The following is a 14553-nucleotide window of genomic DNA, read 5'->3' as shown; positions in this document are numbered from 1 at the left end:
TGCTTATCTACCGCCCCTTCCTGAACCGCTCCGCCTTCTCCGCATTCGCCTCCGCCCGCCACCGCTTGGGCGCGGCCTTGTCGATCTCTTCCCCCGCGCCGGTCAGGGCCTCGTTGGCGAATTCGAGGTCCAGCAGCTTCATGCGCTTGATCTCGTCGCGCAGGCGGGCGGCTTCCTCGAACTCCAGGTTGGCGGCGGCCTCGCGCATGCGGCCTTCCAGGTCTTTTAGCGCGGCCTGGAAGTTGGAGCCGGTGAAAGGTTTGGCCGCCTCGGCGACGCCGGGGCGGGTCAGCTGGTCCAGGGCGCGGCTCTCATAGGGGCTGGCCAGGATCTCCTTGATGTCGCGCTTGACCGATTCCGGCGTGATGCCGTGGGCGAGGTTGTAGGCGACCTGTTTTTCGCGACGACGCTCGGTCTCGGCCATGGCCCGCTCCATGCTGCCGGTGATGCGGTCGGCGTAGAGGATGGCGCGGCCGTCCACGTTGCGGGCGGCGCGGCCTATGGTCTGGATCAGACTGGTTTCCGAGCGCAGGAAGCCCTCCTTGTCGGCGTCCAGGATGGCGACCAGGCCGCATTCGGGGATGTCCAACCCCTCGCGCAGCAGGTTGATGCCGATCAGCACGTCGAACGACCCCAGGCGCAGGTCACGCAGGATCTCGATCCGCTCCAGCGTATCGACGTCGGAGTGCATGTAGCGGACCCGCACCCCCTGCTCGTGCATGTATTCGGTCAGGTCCTCGGCCATCTTCTTGGTCAGGACGGTGACCAGGCTGCGATAGCCGGCGCGGGCGACGGCCTTCACCTCGTCGATCACGTCGTCGACCTGGGTACGGGTGGGGGTCGAGACGGGGCGCACCTCGACCGGCGGGTCGATCAGGCCGGTGGGGCGGATTACCTGCTCCACGAAGACGCCGCCGGACTGGTCCAGCTCCCAGGCGCCGGGTGTGGCGCTGACGTGGACGGTCTGGGGCCGCATGGCCTCCCATTCGTCGAACTTCAGCGGGCGGTTGTCGATGCAGGACGGCAGGCGGAAGCCGTATTCCGCCAGGGTCGATTTGCGGCGGTAGTCGCCCCGGTACATGGCGCCGATCTGGCCGATGGTGACGTGGCTTTCGTCCACGAACAGCAAGGCGTCGTCGGGGATGTATTCGAAGAAGGTGGGCGGCGGCTCGCCGGGCGCGCGGCCGGTCAGCCAGCGGGAATAGTTCTCGATGCCGGCGCAACTGCCGGTGGCCAGCATCATCTCCAGGTCGAAGCGGGTGCGTTGCTCCAGGCGTTGCGCCTCCAGCAGCTTGCCGTTCTCGACCATCCAGTCCAGCGTCTCCTTCAGCTCGGCCTTGATGCCGCCGATGGCCTGGTTCAGCGTCGGGCGCGGGGTGACATAGTGGCTGGCGGCATAGACGGTGACCTCGGTCAGGTCGTTGGTCGTCTTGCCGGTCAGGGGGTCGAACTCCTGGATCGCCTCGACCTCGTCGCCGAACAGGCTGACGCGCCAGGCGCGGTCCTCCAGGTGGACGGGGAAGATCTCGATCGTGTCGCCGCGCTTGCGGAACATGCCGCGCTCGAAGGCGGCGTCGTTGCGCTTGTATTGCAGGGCGATCAGGTCGGCCCGCAGCTTGGCCTCGTCGATCGTGTCGCCGACCTTCAGATCGAAGGTCATGGCCGTGTAGGTCTCGACCGAGCCGATGCCGTAGATGCAGCTGACGGAGGCCACCACGATGACGTCGTCCCGCTCCAGGATCGCCCGCGTCGCCGAGTGGCGCATGCGGTCGATCTGCTCGTTTATCGAACTGTCCTTTTCGATGTAAGTATCTGTTCTTGGGACATAAGCTTCCGGTTGGTAATAATCGTAGTACGAGACGAAATACTCGACCGCATTGTCCGGGAAGAAGGCCTTGAACTCGGAATAGAGCTGGGCGGCCAGGGTCTTGTTGTGGGCCAGGATCAGGGCCGGGCGCTGGGTCGCCTCGATCACCTTGGCCATGGTGAAGGTCTTGCCCGAGCCGGTGACGCCCAACAGCACCTGATCCCGGTCGCCGGCCTGGGCCTGGGCGACCAGTTCGGCGATGGCGGCGGGCTGGTCGCCGGCAGGGGTGTAGTCGCTGACCAGACGGAAGGGGATGTGGCGCCGCTTGTCGGGGCGCGACGGGCGGTGCGGCACCCAGTCGGCCGGGGCGCCAGGGGCTTCTTCCGGCGTCAGGCGGGGGCCGGCAACGGGGGCGAACATGGGCATCTTGCCGATGTCATGGACGAAGGACGCCGGCGCCTCGGCCACGCCTGACGCGGGCTTGGGCGTGCCGGATTTCGAGGGAGAACGGGCCATGAACGGAATGTAGTCGCCCCCGCCCGGCCCCGCCAGTGCGAAGCCGGGCCTTCCCGCATCAGCGGCGGATGCGGACGCGGGTCTCCAAATCGGTCAGACGGCGGTCCAGATAGGCGCGATCGTCGGCGGTGACGTTCAACCGGGCGTAGGCGGCCTGAAGCCGGGTCAGGTCCTCGTGCTCGGTGCGCAGCTGGGTCTGGGCCGCGCTGTTCAGTCCGCTGCCCGGCAGGGCGCGGGCGATGGCGTCCAGGCGCGCGCGCGGATCGGTCGAAACCTGGCCGCCGCCATAGCCGACGTCGCCCACGCGCTGATCCAGGGCGTCCAGCCGGCTTTCCAGATCGTCGCGCTCCTGACGGTTCAGCACGCCGTCGCGGCGATAGTCGGTCTCGACCCTGATCAGGGCGGCGTAGTCGGACTTGATCCGCGTGCCCTCGGTGCGGCTGATGCTGCGATCCCGCACGGCGGCGTCGACGCGGGCGTCGAAGGCGGCGCGGCCGTCGGCGATGGAGGTCCAGCCGGTGGCGCCGTCGTCATAGCCGCCCTGGTTCAGAACCTGAGTCAGGGCGGAATAGCGCTGGTTCAGGTCGTTGCGCTCCTGCTGGGTGAAGCGGCGGTCGGCGCCATAACGGGCCTCAAGCTCCACCAGGTCGCGATAGTCGGCCTTGGCGCGGTCGCCGGTCGAGCGCGACAGGGCGCCGGATCGGACCTCGGCGTCGATGCGGCTGTCGAACTGACTGCGTTGCTGGGCCAGCGGCAGGCGACCGGCGGCCCATTGGGCGTCCAGCCCGGTCGTGGCGCCCACACGCTCGCCGAACAGGGCGCCCAGAATGGCGCGCACCGCCTCCTGCTGCTGGGTCGGCTGCTGCTGTGTCGTCTGGGCCGAGGCGGGCGAAGCGGCGAAGGCGGCGGCGGCGACAAGCGAGGCGGTCCGAAGGCGGGTCATCGAGGGAAGGCTCCTGTTGATCTCGGTCACAGAACGGATCGGCGTGGCCGAGGTTCACCGAACGAACGGATTGACTCCCTCACACAGTATGCGACATACACTGTGCGTCACACACTATGTGACAGCAAGTGAGGGTCTGCCGTGGACGAGACCGATCTTTATGAGGCGATGCGGCTGGAGCTGAGGCGCGGCTCGCTGGTGCTGGCGGTGCTGGCCCGGCTGCGGGTCGAGCAATACGGCTATTCGCTGCGGGTCGCCCTGGCCCAGGACGGGCTGGAGATGGAGGAAAGCACCCTCTATCCGCTGCTGCGCCGTCTGGAGGGCCAGGGGCTGCTGGTCAGCGAATGGCGCGAGGAGGAGAAGCGCCGGAAACGCTTCTATCGCCTGTCGCCCGAGGGCGAGGCGGTGCTGGTCCGCCTGCATGCCGAATGGCGCCGGATTTCGGATTCGCTGGAGCGGATCCTGTGAACACCAACACGAACAAGGGGGAGGGGGCGATGACCCTGATCGAGCAATATCTGGCGGCCGTGGCCGCGCAACTGCCGGGCGAAAAGCGCGAGGACATCGTGGCCGAACTGCGTGACGCCCTGATGGAACGCATCGAGGCGCGCGAGGCGGAACTGGGCCGGGCCATGACCGAGGCCGAGACGGAAAGCCTGCTGCGTGAATTCGGCCATCCGCTGACGGTGGCGGCGCGCTATCGCGGCGGGCCGGACCATCTGATAGGGCCGGAGCTGTTCCCCTACTGGTGGTTCGCGCTCAAGGCGGCGCTGGTGGTGCTGGTGGTCGTGGTCGGGATCGGGGCGGTGCTGAGCGTGGCGGTCGGCCAGGCCAGTCCGGTCGACGCCTTCGCCGACATCTGGGAGGGGCTGCTGGACGGCGGCCTGATGATCATCGGTCTGGCCGCCATCGCCGGCTTCGTCATCGAACGCCAGCCGAACCGGCCGCGCTTCATGACCGACTGGAAGGTTCGGGATCTGGAGCTTTTCCGGCACTGGTCGCTGAACGGCGACGGGCTGAACCTGGCCATGGGGGACGAGACGGCGCCGAAAACGGCGATGAGCAAGGTCGCCCGCCGCAACCGCAGCCGCGCGGCCGAGGCCCTGTGGTGCGTGGCCATCTGGGCGGTGTTCCTGCTGTGGTGGGGCGGCGGCTTCCGGCTGGGCGGCCTGGACCCCCAGACCCTGCTGGCCTCGGCCGCGGCCCTGTTGCCCGGCGTCAGCCGTGACGGCGCCATGGAGGGACTGGTTCAGCCGCTGTACTGGCCGGTGATCGCCTATGGCTTGGTCCGCATCGGGCTGGAGCTGGCGCGGGCCGCCTCGCCGCATATGGCCGTGCCGGTGGCGCTGGGTGACCTGGTGATGGCGGGCGCCAGCGCCGCGATCCTGGCCTGGGTCTGGACCCGTTCGGTCCTGGCCCCCGTGGCGGTGATCGACAGCCCCGAGCAACTGATCGAGCGCACCACAGACCTGTTCCGCGGTCATTTCAGCCTGAGCCACATCCTGGTGCTGATCCTGATCTTCAACGCCCTGGAAATCGTGGGTCGGGTGCTGGGCGCCCTGCGGCGTCTGGCCACCGCGCGGGCGTGACCGCGCAGAAAGTGCGACAGCCCGCTTGACAGCTGTGTAACCCATAGGTGATATGTCACCTCAAGGTGACATGGAGCGAAGGGCATGGATCAGCAGCTGGAACAACGCGAAGCGCGGCGCGAGACGCGCAACGGCCTGGGCCGGTTCGTCATGGGGCTGGGGGTTTCGCTGATCGGGGTCGGGCTTCTGGTCCGGTTCGACGGGCCGGCGTCGCATCCCGATGCGGCGATGTGGCTGATGACCGCCGGGGCGCAGCTGGCGCTGGCCGGGGCGATCTGGGCCTGGGCCAACCGGCCGGGCGAGGACGCCAAACGGCTAGGCGCCTCGGTGGCGGTAGTCGAGCGGGCGCATCGCAACCGGTCGATCATGCTGGTTCTGTCGCCGCTGTTCATGCTGTTCTTCGCCGGGGCGTCCCTGGTCGCCACGCAGGATCTCTTGGCAGGGCAGGGCGACAATATTGACCGGCTGATGATCGGGGCGGTGATCGCCTATGCCTGGCTGGGGCCGCTGATCGTCATGGGGCGCGGGGGGCTGACGGCGCGGCAGCGGCGGGTGTTGGAGGATGAGCTGACCCGCCACCATCGGGCCATGGCCGTGGGGCTGGGGCTGGTGACGCTGCTGGCCGGGGTGTCGGGCGCGCTGGTCGTCGGCCTGTGGCGGCTGGAATGGGGGGTGCAGGCCCTGCCCCTGGTGCTGTGCCTGGCGGGGGCGGCGACGACGCTGCGCTTCGGCTGGCTGGACCGCAAGGCCGCCCAGGATGGCTGAACTGCGGATGGGCAGCCGGCTGAAGGCCGTTCGGACCGAAGCCGGCCTGACCCAGGCCGAGCTGGCCGAGCGGGTCGGCGTGTCGCGCAAGACGGTGAACACGGTGGAGAACGGGGTATTCACGCCCTCCACCCCGCTGGCCCTGGGGCTGGCGCGGGCGCTGGGGGTGCGGGTCGAGGATCTGTTCTGGCTGGAGGATTAGGACCATGACCGAGGCGATGGATCACAGGGCGCTGGAACGCGCCGAGCGGGCGCGCGAAAGCCGGATGAAGCTGGGCCTGACCTGGCTGGGCGTCGGGGCGATGAGCGCGGGGGTCGGGGTGATCAGTCCGGTGGACTGGAACGGCTGGATCATCGGCGCGGGCGGGGCGACGGCGGCGATCGCGGCGGCATTCGCCTGGGCCAACCGGCCGGGCGACCCGGCGCGGCGCCTGGAACGGTCGACCGGCGCCCGCGAACGGGCCCAGAAGGCGCGGGCCGAAATGCTGGGCGTCATTCCCGGCACCATGATCGTGTTCGGCGTTCTGTCGATCAAGGCCATGACGGCGATCCAGGCGGGCGAGGCTGAGTTCGGCGACTGGGCCATGATGGCGGTGGCTCTGCTGTACGCCTGGATGGGGCCGTTGTTCGTCATGGGGTGGGACGGCGCCTCGCTGCGCCGCCGCGCCCTGCTGGAGGATGAGCTGACCCGGCATCACCGGGCGCTGGCGGTCATTCCGGCCTTTGTGGTGCTGTTGGTGCTGATGACCGGCCTGTGCATCCTGGGGCTGTGGCGGGCCGACTGGGCGATCACGGCCATGCCGGCGGCCCTGTGCGTGTCGGGCGCGCTGGCGGCCTTCCGCTTCGGGCGACTGGATCGGCAGGCGGACGCGGGCGAATAGACGGCGGCGCGGCCGCCGTTTGCGAGGCATGATTTACCGGTGGCGCGGCGAAAGACGTCCGCATAGCCTGCGGGGATGAGCTCGATCCTGCCGCGCCCCCGTTTCCTGCCGCCGCTCAGCGTCGCGGTGCTGATCGCCCTGACGGTGGGGCTGGCGGCCGGGGCGGCGGCCCAGAGTTGGGGCCTGCCGGGGGGAGAGACGACGGCGGGGGGCATAGCCGCCGTGGGCGCCCTGTGGCTGAACGCGCTGAAGATGACCATCGTGCCGCTGGTCTTTTCCCTGCTGGTGACCGGCATCGCCTCCATAGCGGACGCCGCGCGCACCGGGCGGCTGGCGGGCAAGGCGATCCTGTGGTTCGCCATACTGATCACCGGCGCGACGATATACGCTGTGCTGGCCAACTATGGCCTGCATCAAGTCTGGCCCATCGACCCCGAAGGCGGGGCGCGGCTGATCGCCGGGGCCCCTGCGACGCCCGATGGCCTGCGTCCCGGCGCGCCGTTCAGCGAGTTCGTCAAGACCATCGCCCCGGCCAACCCCATCCGCGCGGCGGCCGAGGACGCCATACTAGGCCTGGTGGTGTTCGCCGTCTTCTTCGGCTTCGCGGCCAGCCGCCTGCCGGAAAGCCAACGCCTGCCGCTGGTCGGTTTCTTCGGCGCCGTGGCCGAGACCATGATCATCATCGTGCGCTGGGTGCTGCTGGCGGCGCCGTTGGGGGTGTTCGCCCTGGCGCTGGGCGTCGGCCTGTCGGCGGGGGTGGGGGCGGCCGGAACCCTGGCCCACTATATCGCCCTGGTGGTGCTGGCGCAGGTAGGGCTGATCGTCCTGATCTATCCTGTGGCCATGGTGTTCGGGAAGGTCGGCCTGCCGCGCTTCGCCCGCGCGGCCGCCCCGGCCCAGGTGGTGGCCTTCTCCACCCAGTCGTCCCTGGCCAGCCTGCCGGTGATGGTCGAGCGGGCGGTGGACTTCCTGGGCGTGGCGCGGTCGACGGCGGGGCTGGTGCTGCCGCTGGCGGTGGCCCTGTTCCGCATCACCAGCCCGGTGGCCAATCTGGCCGTGGTCATCTATTGCGCCCATCTGTTCGGGGTCGAGGTGTCGTTCGCCCATATCGTGGCGGGCATGCTGACGGCCATATTGGTCAGCATCGGCAGCGTCGGCCTGCCGGGCCAGATCTCCTTCTTCGTCTCCATCGCCCCCATCTGCGTGGCCATGGGGGTGCCGCTGGAGGTGCTGCCGCTGCTGCTGGCGGTCGAGGTGATCCCCGACATCTTCCGCACCGTGGGCAATGTCACCGCCGACCTGGCCGTGGCCCGCATCGTCCAGGGCGGTGACGCCGAGGCGGATGTCGGCGGCGAGATCTAAACCGCCGACCATTCGTGTCCGAAAACCGCGAGACGGGCCGGGCGTCAGGGCCTATCTGTCGCCCATGGACGAGACGGGACTGGATCAGGACGCCTGCTATCGCGCCGTCGTGACGCGCGACGCCCGGTTCGACGGGCGGTTCTTCGGCTGTGTGAAGACCACGGGGATCTATTGCCGCCCGGTGTGCCCGGCGCGGACGCCGCGGCGCGAGAACATGCGGTTCGTGGCCACGGCGGCGGCGGCCGAGGAGGCGGGGTTCCGCGCCTGCCTGCGCTGTCGCCCCGAGACGGCCCCTGATATGGGGGCGTGGCGCGGAACGTCGAACACCGTCAGCCGGGCTTTGGCCCTGATTGAGGCCGGGGCGCTGGACGCCGGATCGGCGGAGGATCTGGCCGCGCGGCTGGGTGTGGGCGAACGGCATCTGCGCCGCCTGTTCCGCCAGCATCTGGGCGCCGCCCCGGTCAGCGTGGCCCAGACCCGGCGGGTGCTGCTGGCCAAGGCCCTGATCCAGGAGACGGACCTGCCGATGGCCCAGGTGGCCCTGGCGGCGGGGTTCGGCAGCGTGCGGCGCTTCAACGAGACCTTCCAGGCCCTGTACGGCCGGCCGCCGGGCGAGCTGCGTCGCCGGGCCGAGCGGGCGGCGGGGCCGGATGTGCGGCTGAGCCTGCCGTACCGGCCGCCCTATGACTGGGACGGTTTGCTTCGGGCCCTGGCGGCGCGGGGCGAGGCGGTGGCGGACGGCCGCTGGTCGCGGATGCTGGACCGGGCGGTGGATGGCGCGGAAGGGTCGGTGAGCGTCGCGCGCGGCGCGGCGGGGCGGCTGAGCGTCGCGGTCCAGGCCAGCGACCTGCGCGCCCTGCCCGGCGTGCTGGCGCGGGTGCGGCGGGTGTTCGACCTGTCGGCGGACCCGGACGCCATCGCGCGCGATCTGTCGGCCGATCCGCTGCTGGCGCCCCTGGTGGCGGCGCGGCCGGGGCTGAGGCTGGCGGGCGACTGGATCGACGCGGGTGAGGATGCGCCCAGCGACCGGGCGCCCGAAGGCTGGAACGCGGCCATGCGGGGGCGGGTGGAACAGTGGCGGCCCTGGCGGGCCTATGCGGCGGCGCATCTGGCGGCCGCCGGGATCGAGATCGAGGAGACGAAGGATGCGGCCTGAAACTCTGACGCTGGAATGCCTGCCGTCGCCGGTAGGGCAGGTGCTGCTGGTGACCGATGCGGACGGCGCCGTGCGGGCGCTGGACTTCGCCGATTTCGAGGACCGGATGCGGCGCCTGCTGGCCCGCCACGCGCCGGGCGCGGGGCTGGTCGAAGGGACGGCCGATGCGAAGGCGCGGGCGGCGGTGGCGGCCTATTTCGCGGGGGACGCGCGGGCCTTCGACGGCGTGCCGGTGAAGACCGCCGGCACCGAATTTCAGGAGGCGGTCTGGGCGGCCCTGCGCGCCATTCCGCCGGGCGAGACCCGAAGCTATGGCCAGCTGGCGGCGGCCGTGGGGCGGCCCAGGGCCGTGCGCGCGGCGGGTCTGGCCAACGGCCAGAATCCGGTTGCGGTGCTGAACCCCTGTCATCGCGTGATCGGGGCGAACGGGACGCTGACAGGCTATGCGGGAGGGCTGGAGCGGAAACAGTGGCTGCTGGCGCACGAAGGCGCCACGGCTGTTGACGTGGGCGCGGTCCGAAAGGCTTCATAGGGTCGAACCCGGAGGCCTCGACATGACCAAGCGTTTTCCTTTGCTGGCCGCGTTGGTGCTTCTCGCCTCGCCAACGGTCGCCCTCGCGCAGGACGATGACTGGGAATTCCAGGAAGACCCGTCTCAGAAACTGTCGGTCGCGGCGGTGCGATATGAAGGCGGTCAGATGATCGCGCTTCAGTGCGAAGACGAACAGTTACGTCTGGTGATCACCGACCTGCCGCAGTTGGAAGGCCAACTTCACCTCACGGGGACGCGGGCCGACGGCAGAGGTGTGGAACAGGTCTGGACGCCGATCGCGCCCGGGGTCTATCGCAGTGCAATGCCTGGCCGGGACGCGCGCTTCCTCAGAGGCGGCGGCGCCTATTCCCTGAGGCCGAGCCGACATGAGACCGCAGCCATCAGCGTCGACTTTGACCTTCCTGCGGAGTCGGCCAATCTGGATCGGGTCTTGACCGCATGCGGCTGGGCGCTTGAAGACGACCGCGATCTTCTGCCCGAGGCCTATGAAGCCTATCTGTCCCCGAACATGCGCGAACGGGCAGGGCCGGATGAGGCGGTTCGATATTATCGGGTGGCCGCGAACCCCGAACGTGAAGTGAGCTGCATTGTTCGCGGCGCGCGGCTTGCCGACTGCCGGGCCGACCATCCCGCCAGCGCGAGAAACTCTCACGTCAAATCCCTGCTGCGCGCGGCAAGGGGCAGCCGGATAACCGTCGCGCAGGGCATCGACCCCGCCACGCTTGAGGGCAGGGTGTTCCGCGCCATCGCCAGCAACAGTTGGCTCGTGGTGGTTAACCGCTAGTCTGCCCATTCCATTGGCCCGCGCCCTTGCATCCCGCGCGGATCGGCCTACATTGTCCCTGCTTATGCTGATTATGAGCATAAGGGTGGAGCGGAGGTCCGGCATGGCGGACGGAGAGTTCGGTTTCGGCGCTGAGGTTGCCCCTGAGGTTGCGCAGGCCACGGATCATATCTGGCCGCGCGTGCGCGAGCATGTGACGCCGCTGGAATGGACCGCCAAGGCGCCGCTGATCGCCGAGATCAACCGGCTGAAGGCCGAGCGCAACGCGGTCATCCTGGCGCACAACTATATGACGCCCGACATCTTCCACGGGGTCGGCGACTATGTCGGCGACAGCCTGGGCCTGGCCAAGGAAGCGGCGCGGTCGGACGCCAGAGTGATCGTCCAGGCGGGCGTCCACTTCATGGCCGAGACGTCCAAGATCCTGAGCCCGGAAAGGACCGTGCTGATCCCCGATCCGCTGGCGGGATGCAGCCTGGCGTCCTCGATCACCGGGGCGGATGTGCGGCTGATCAAGCAGCGCTATCCGGGTCTGCCGGTCATCACCTATGTCAACACCACCGCCGATGTGAAGGCCGAGACCGACATCTGCTGCACCAGCGCCAACGCCGTTCAGATCGTGGAATGGGCGGCGGCCGAATGGGGCGTGGACCGGGTGATCCTGATCCCCGACGAATATCTGGCGCGCAATGTGGCGGCCCAGACCGAGATCGGCATCATCGCCTGGGCGGGCCATTGCGAGGTGCACAAGCGGTTCACGGCCCAGGACATCGCCGACATGCGCGACGCCTGGCCGGACGCCGAAGTCCTGGCCCATCCCGAATGCCCGGAAGAGATCCTGGAAGCGGCCGACTTCGCCGGATCGACGGCGGCCATGGCCGACTATGTTCAGACGCACCGGCCCCAGCGGGTGGTGCTGATAACCGAATGTTCGATGGCGTCGAACATCAAGGGCGACCTGCCCGAGGTGCAGTTCGTCGGCCCGTGCAACCTGTGCCCGCACATGAAGCGGATCACCCTGGAGAACATCCGCGACGCCCTGCTGCATCTTCAGTTCGAGGTGACGGTGGACGAAGCGGTGGCCGAGCGCGCGCGCCGGGCGGTGCAGCGGATGGTCGATCTGCCGCCCCCGGCGATCCCGGCGCGGTATGACCTGGTGCGGGCGCGGGGCCATCATCCGGCGGTGGAGCTGATCTGATGCACTATGTCCCCCAGGCGCGGGCGGTGGCGACGCTGGATGCGCGGACCCTGCGGCTTTTGGCCCTGGCGGCCTTGCTGGCGCGGCCCACGCCGCCCAGGTCGAAGCCATGAGCCGTAGTGAAGATAACCCCGCCCCCCTAGCAGGGTCTCGCCGCCCTGGACCCTGGGACCGCCTGCCCGAAGCGGCGGCCCCCGCCCCGGCGCCCGCGCGCGAACCGGAGATCGTCCATCGCGGTCAGAACCCGGTGTGGGCGGTGGTGTCGACCCTGCTTCTGGGCGGTTTCCTGTGGTGGATCACCGGCACCTGGGTCGCGGCGGTGGCCGGGGTGTTCGGCCTGTTCGTGCATGAATACGGGCACGTCCTGGCCATGAACCGGCTGGGCATGGGGCCGGCGCACATCCACATCATCCCCTTCCTGGGCGGCATGGCCCAGGGTCAGCGCGCGCCGCGCAGCGAATGGCACGGGGTGCTGGTGTCCCTGGCCGGGCCGGCGTTCGGGCTGCTGGCCATGATCCCGTTCGTGGGGGCCTGGGTCATCACCGGCGGCGGGGCCTGGCTGTTCGGGGCGTTTTTCATCGCCATGATCAATCTGCTGAACCTGGTGCCCGCCCCGCCGTTGGACGGGTCCAAGGCCCTGGGGCCGGTGCTGGCGCGGGTGCATCCGATGCTGGAGAAGGCGGCCCTGATCGCCGTCGGGGTTCTGGTGGTCTGGTGGGGCCTGACGACGGGGCGGTTCATCCTGGCGGCCTTTCTGGCCATCGCCGTGATCGGCCATCTGCGGCGCGGCGCCTGGCGGCCCGACGAAGGCCCCTTGAGCATCGGCCAGGCCATGCAGAGCCTGGGCCTGTATCTGGCGACCGGCGCGGTCTGCGCGGCGGCGGCGGTCGGCGCCCTGATCCCGCTGGGCGACGGCACGGTGATGGGCGCGCTGGAGTTGGGCGCGCGCTTTGTCGGCATGGATTTCGGCGGCGTCGCCGGTCCGGCGGCGTGAGCTGGATGCGCCATGACGGCCCTCTGATCGTCGGCGGCGGCCTGGCGGGCCTGTCGGCCGCGCTGGAGGCGGCGCGCGCGGGGGCGAAGGTGCGGGTGGTGACCCCCGAGCCTCTGTTGAACGCCTGCGCCTCGGCCTGGGCGCAGGGCGGGGTGGCGGCGGCCCTGGGCGCGGGCGACAGCGCGGCGGACCATGCGGCCGATACGGCGGCGGCGGGCGCGGGTCTGGTGGAGACGGCGCCGACCCTGGCTCTGACCGGCGCGGGGGCCGCTACGGTGGACTGGCTGGCCGCCCTGGGCGCGCCGTTCGACCGCACCGAAGACGGCGGCTACGCATTAAGCCGCGAGGCCGCGCACGGGCGGGCGCGGGTGGCGCGGGTCGGTGGCGACGGGGCGGGGCGCGCCATCCTGTCGGCCGTGGTCGCGGCGGCGCGGGCCGAGCCGAACATCGAGATCTGGGAGGACGCCCGCCTGCGCGGCCTGATGCAGGACGCCAAGGGCCGCGTGACCGGCGCGGTGCTGGAGCGCGTGGGCGGCCGGTTGGTGCAGGTGGCGGCGCCGGCGGTGATCCTGGCCACCGGGGGGATCGGCGGGCTTTACGCCGTGACCACCAATCCGGCGGCGCTGCGGGGCGAGGGGCTGGCCATCGCCGCCTGGGCCGGGGCCGAAATCCTGGACCCCGAGTTCGTGCAGTTTCACCCCACGGCCCTGGACCTGGGCCTAGACCCCGCGCCGCTGGCGACCGAGGCCCTGAGAGGCGAGGGGGCGCGGCTGATCGACGGCCAGGGGCGGTTCCTGCTGGGACCGGACGCCGACGCCGATCTGGCGGCGCGCGACGTGGTGGCGCGGGTGGTGCATGCGGCGCGGATGGCCGGGCGCGGCGCCTTTCTGGATGCGACGACGGCGGTGGGCGCCGCTTTCCCCGAGCATTTCCCGGCGGTGTTCGCCGCCTGTATGGGCGCGGGGCTGGACCCGCGCATCAGCCCCATGCCGGTGGCCGAGGCGGCGCACTATCACATGGGCGGGATCGCCGCCGACGCGGACGGACGCACCTCGCTAGATGGTCTTTTCGCCATCGGCGAATGCGCGGCGACGGGGGTGCACGGCGCCAATCGCCTGGCGTCCAACAGCCTGCTGGAAGCCGCCGCCTTCGGACGACGGGCCGGGCGGGCGGCGGCGGATCAGGCGCCGAGCGCCGACGAGGGCGCGGCGGGCCGGATCGCCACGGACCTGCCCCAGGCGGAGATGATGCAGCTGCGCGCAGCCATGACGGCCCATGCCGGACCGGTGCGCGATGCGGCGGGGCTGACGATCCTGATCGCCCTGATCGACAGGCTGCAGGCCCAGCATCCCGATGCGGCGGTTCTGACCACCGCGCGACTGGCGGCCGAGGCGGCGCTGGCGCGACGCGAAAGCCGGGGCGGCCACTGGCGCGCCGACTGGCCTCAGACGAATGACACGGCGGCGCATACGCGCCTGACGCTGAACACCAGGGACAAGGCGGCATGATGGATCTGTTGATCGAACCGGTGGTGCGCGCGGCCCTGGCCGAGGATCTGGGCCGGGCGGGCGACCTGACGGCCCAGGCCTGCGTGCCGGAACAGGCGCGGATGAACGGCGTCTTCGCCGCGCGCAAGGCGGGCGTCGCCGCCGGGATCGATGCGGTGCGGATCGCGGTGCGGATGCTGGACCCCCAGGCCGAGGTCGAGACCCTGGTCCTGGACGGGCGGCCGTTCGCGGCCGGAGCCGCCCTGGTGCGGGTCGAGGCGAACGCCCGCGCCCTGCTGGCCGCCGAGCGGACGGCGCTGAACATCCTGGGGCGGATGTGCGGGATCGCCACCCTGACGCGCGCCTATGTCGACGCCGTCGTGGGCACGTCGGCCCGCATCGCCGACACGCGCAAGACCACGCCGGGCCTGCGCGCGCTGGAGAAACACGCCGTGGCCTGCGGCGGGGGGATGAACCACCGCTTCGGCCTGGATGACGCCATCCTGATCAAGGACAAC

Annotated in this window: 14 protein-coding genes and 1 pseudogene; 13 read left to right on the top strand and 2 right to left on the bottom strand. The window is 70.4% G+C overall.

What is annotated here, in order from left to right; all coding sequences use genetic code 11:
- Nucleotides 1–7: 7 nt before the first annotated feature.
- Both uvrB and Q0581_RS12010 read right to left on the bottom strand, forming a co-directional pair.
- A complete protein-coding gene (uvrB, locus tag Q0581_RS12015; RefSeq protein ID WP_298700591.1) occupies nucleotides 8–2323 on the bottom strand; it encodes an excinuclease ABC subunit UvrB in 2316 nt (771 codons plus the stop codon).
- 58 nt (nucleotides 2324–2381) lie between these two features.
- The gene (locus Q0581_RS12010) at nucleotides 2382–3266 is read right to left on the bottom strand and encodes a hypothetical protein (RefSeq protein WP_298700589.1); all 885 of its coding nucleotides are present in this window, start codon (nucleotides 3264–3266) and stop codon (nucleotides 2382–2384) included.
- 168 nt (nucleotides 3267–3434) lie between these two features.
- Here Q0581_RS12010 and Q0581_RS12005 point away from each other — a divergent pair, with 168 nt between their 5' ends.
- From Q0581_RS12005 to Q0581_RS11945, 13 genes and pseudogenes are all read left to right on the top strand, one after another.
- On the top strand, nucleotides 3435–3734 hold the full coding sequence (locus tag Q0581_RS12005; RefSeq protein WP_298700905.1) for a helix-turn-helix transcriptional regulator: 300 nt from the start codon (nucleotides 3435–3437) through the stop codon (nucleotides 3732–3734).
- A complete protein-coding gene (locus Q0581_RS12000; protein WP_298700588.1) occupies nucleotides 3731–4855 on the top strand; it encodes a hypothetical protein in 1125 nt (374 codons plus the stop codon). The genes Q0581_RS12005 and Q0581_RS12000 overlap by 4 nt, the downstream gene beginning before the upstream one ends.
- An 84-nt stretch (nucleotides 4856–4939) precedes the next feature.
- Nucleotides 4940–5620: a hypothetical protein gene (locus tag Q0581_RS11995; protein ID WP_298700586.1), complete on the top strand. Its 681-nt coding sequence runs from the start codon at nucleotides 4940–4942 to the stop codon at nucleotides 5618–5620.
- A complete protein-coding gene (locus tag Q0581_RS11990; protein WP_298700584.1) occupies nucleotides 5613–5822 on the top strand; it encodes a helix-turn-helix transcriptional regulator in 210 nt (69 codons plus the stop codon). The genes Q0581_RS11995 and Q0581_RS11990 overlap by 8 nt, the downstream gene beginning before the upstream one ends.
- A 4-nt stretch (nucleotides 5823–5826) precedes the next feature.
- A complete protein-coding gene (locus Q0581_RS11985; RefSeq protein ID WP_298700582.1) occupies nucleotides 5827–6501 on the top strand; it encodes a hypothetical protein in 675 nt (224 codons plus the stop codon).
- 75 nt (nucleotides 6502–6576) lie between these two features.
- A complete protein-coding gene (locus Q0581_RS11980) occupies nucleotides 6577–7863 on the top strand; it encodes a dicarboxylate/amino acid:cation symporter (RefSeq protein WP_298700580.1) in 1287 nt (428 codons plus the stop codon).
- 64 nt (nucleotides 7864–7927) lie between these two features.
- The gene (locus Q0581_RS11975; RefSeq protein ID WP_298700578.1) at nucleotides 7928–9019 is read left to right on the top strand and encodes an Ada metal-binding domain-containing protein; all 1092 of its coding nucleotides are present in this window, start codon (nucleotides 7928–7930) and stop codon (nucleotides 9017–9019) included.
- Nucleotides 9009–9551 carry a methylated-DNA--[protein]-cysteine S-methyltransferase gene (locus Q0581_RS11970; RefSeq protein WP_298700577.1) on the top strand — a complete coding sequence of 181 codons (543 nt, stop codon included), beginning with the start codon at nucleotides 9009–9011 and terminating at the stop codon, nucleotides 9549–9551. Before Q0581_RS11975 ends, Q0581_RS11970 begins: the two co-directional genes overlap by 11 nt.
- 22 nt (nucleotides 9552–9573) lie before the next feature.
- The gene (locus tag Q0581_RS11965; protein WP_298700575.1) at nucleotides 9574–10356 is read left to right on the top strand and encodes a hypothetical protein; all 783 of its coding nucleotides are present in this window, start codon (nucleotides 9574–9576) and stop codon (nucleotides 10354–10356) included.
- Between the two features lie 64 nt (nucleotides 10357–10420).
- Nucleotides 10421–11554 (top strand): quinolinate synthase NadA, encoded by a 1134-nt coding sequence (gene nadA / locus Q0581_RS11960; protein ID WP_298700904.1) that lies wholly within the window; start codon nucleotides 10421–10423, stop codon nucleotides 11552–11554.
- 109 nt (nucleotides 11555–11663) lie between these two features.
- A complete protein-coding gene (locus Q0581_RS11955; protein ID WP_298700573.1) occupies nucleotides 11664–12548 on the top strand; it encodes a peptidase M50 in 885 nt (294 codons plus the stop codon).
- Between the two features lie 5 nt (nucleotides 12549–12553).
- The gene (locus Q0581_RS11950) at nucleotides 12554–14056 is read left to right on the top strand and encodes an L-aspartate oxidase (protein ID WP_298700903.1); all 1503 of its coding nucleotides are present in this window, start codon (nucleotides 12554–12556) and stop codon (nucleotides 14054–14056) included.
- Nucleotides 14053–14553: pseudogene (locus tag Q0581_RS11945) on the top strand (nicotinate-nucleotide diphosphorylase (carboxylating)); the annotation flags it as partial. The gene Q0581_RS11950 and the pseudogene Q0581_RS11945, both read left to right, overlap by 4 nt.

Origin of the sequence: uncultured Brevundimonas sp. (genome assembly GCF_937863155.1) — a bacterium.
Taxonomy (GTDB): Bacteria; Pseudomonadota; Alphaproteobacteria; order Caulobacterales; family Caulobacteraceae; genus Brevundimonas.
The sequence above is the reverse complement of the archived record's forward strand: the minus strand, read 5'-3'. Positions and strand labels throughout refer to the sequence as shown.

Bases quoted from the DNA above. Each gene is read 5' to 3' on its own strand.
- uvrB (WP_298700591.1), bottom strand. From the start codon at position 2,323: ATGGCCCGTTCTCCCTCGAAATCCGGCACGCCCAAGCCCGCGTCAGGC.
- Q0581_RS12010 (WP_298700589.1), bottom strand. From the start codon at position 3,266: ATGACCCGCCTTCGGACCGCCTCGCTTGTCGCCGCCGCCGCCTTCGCC.
- Q0581_RS12005 (WP_298700905.1), top strand. From the start codon at position 3,435: ATGCGGCTGGAGCTGAGGCGCGGCTCGCTGGTGCTGGCGGTGCTGGCC.
- Q0581_RS11995 (WP_298700586.1), top strand. From the start codon at position 4,940: ATGGATCAGCAGCTGGAACAACGCGAAGCGCGGCGCGAGACGCGCAAC.
- Q0581_RS11990 (WP_298700584.1), top strand. From the start codon at position 5,613: ATGGCTGAACTGCGGATGGGCAGCCGGCTGAAGGCCGTTCGGACCGAA.
- Q0581_RS11985 (WP_298700582.1), top strand. From the start codon at position 5,827: ATGACCGAGGCGATGGATCACAGGGCGCTGGAACGCGCCGAGCGGGCG.
- Q0581_RS11980 (WP_298700580.1), top strand. From the start codon at position 6,577: ATGAGCTCGATCCTGCCGCGCCCCCGTTTCCTGCCGCCGCTCAGCGTC.
- Q0581_RS11975 (WP_298700578.1), top strand. From the start codon at position 7,928: ATGGACGAGACGGGACTGGATCAGGACGCCTGCTATCGCGCCGTCGTG.
- Q0581_RS11970 (WP_298700577.1), top strand. From the start codon at position 9,009: ATGCGGCCTGAAACTCTGACGCTGGAATGCCTGCCGTCGCCGGTAGGG.
- Q0581_RS11965 (WP_298700575.1), top strand. From the start codon at position 9,574: ATGACCAAGCGTTTTCCTTTGCTGGCCGCGTTGGTGCTTCTCGCCTCG.
- nadA (WP_298700904.1), top strand. From the start codon at position 10,421: ATGCTGATTATGAGCATAAGGGTGGAGCGGAGGTCCGGCATGGCGGAC.
- Q0581_RS11955 (WP_298700573.1), top strand. From the start codon at position 11,664: ATGAGCCGTAGTGAAGATAACCCCGCCCCCCTAGCAGGGTCTCGCCGC.
- Q0581_RS11950 (WP_298700903.1), top strand. From the start codon at position 12,554: ATGCGCCATGACGGCCCTCTGATCGTCGGCGGCGGCCTGGCGGGCCTG.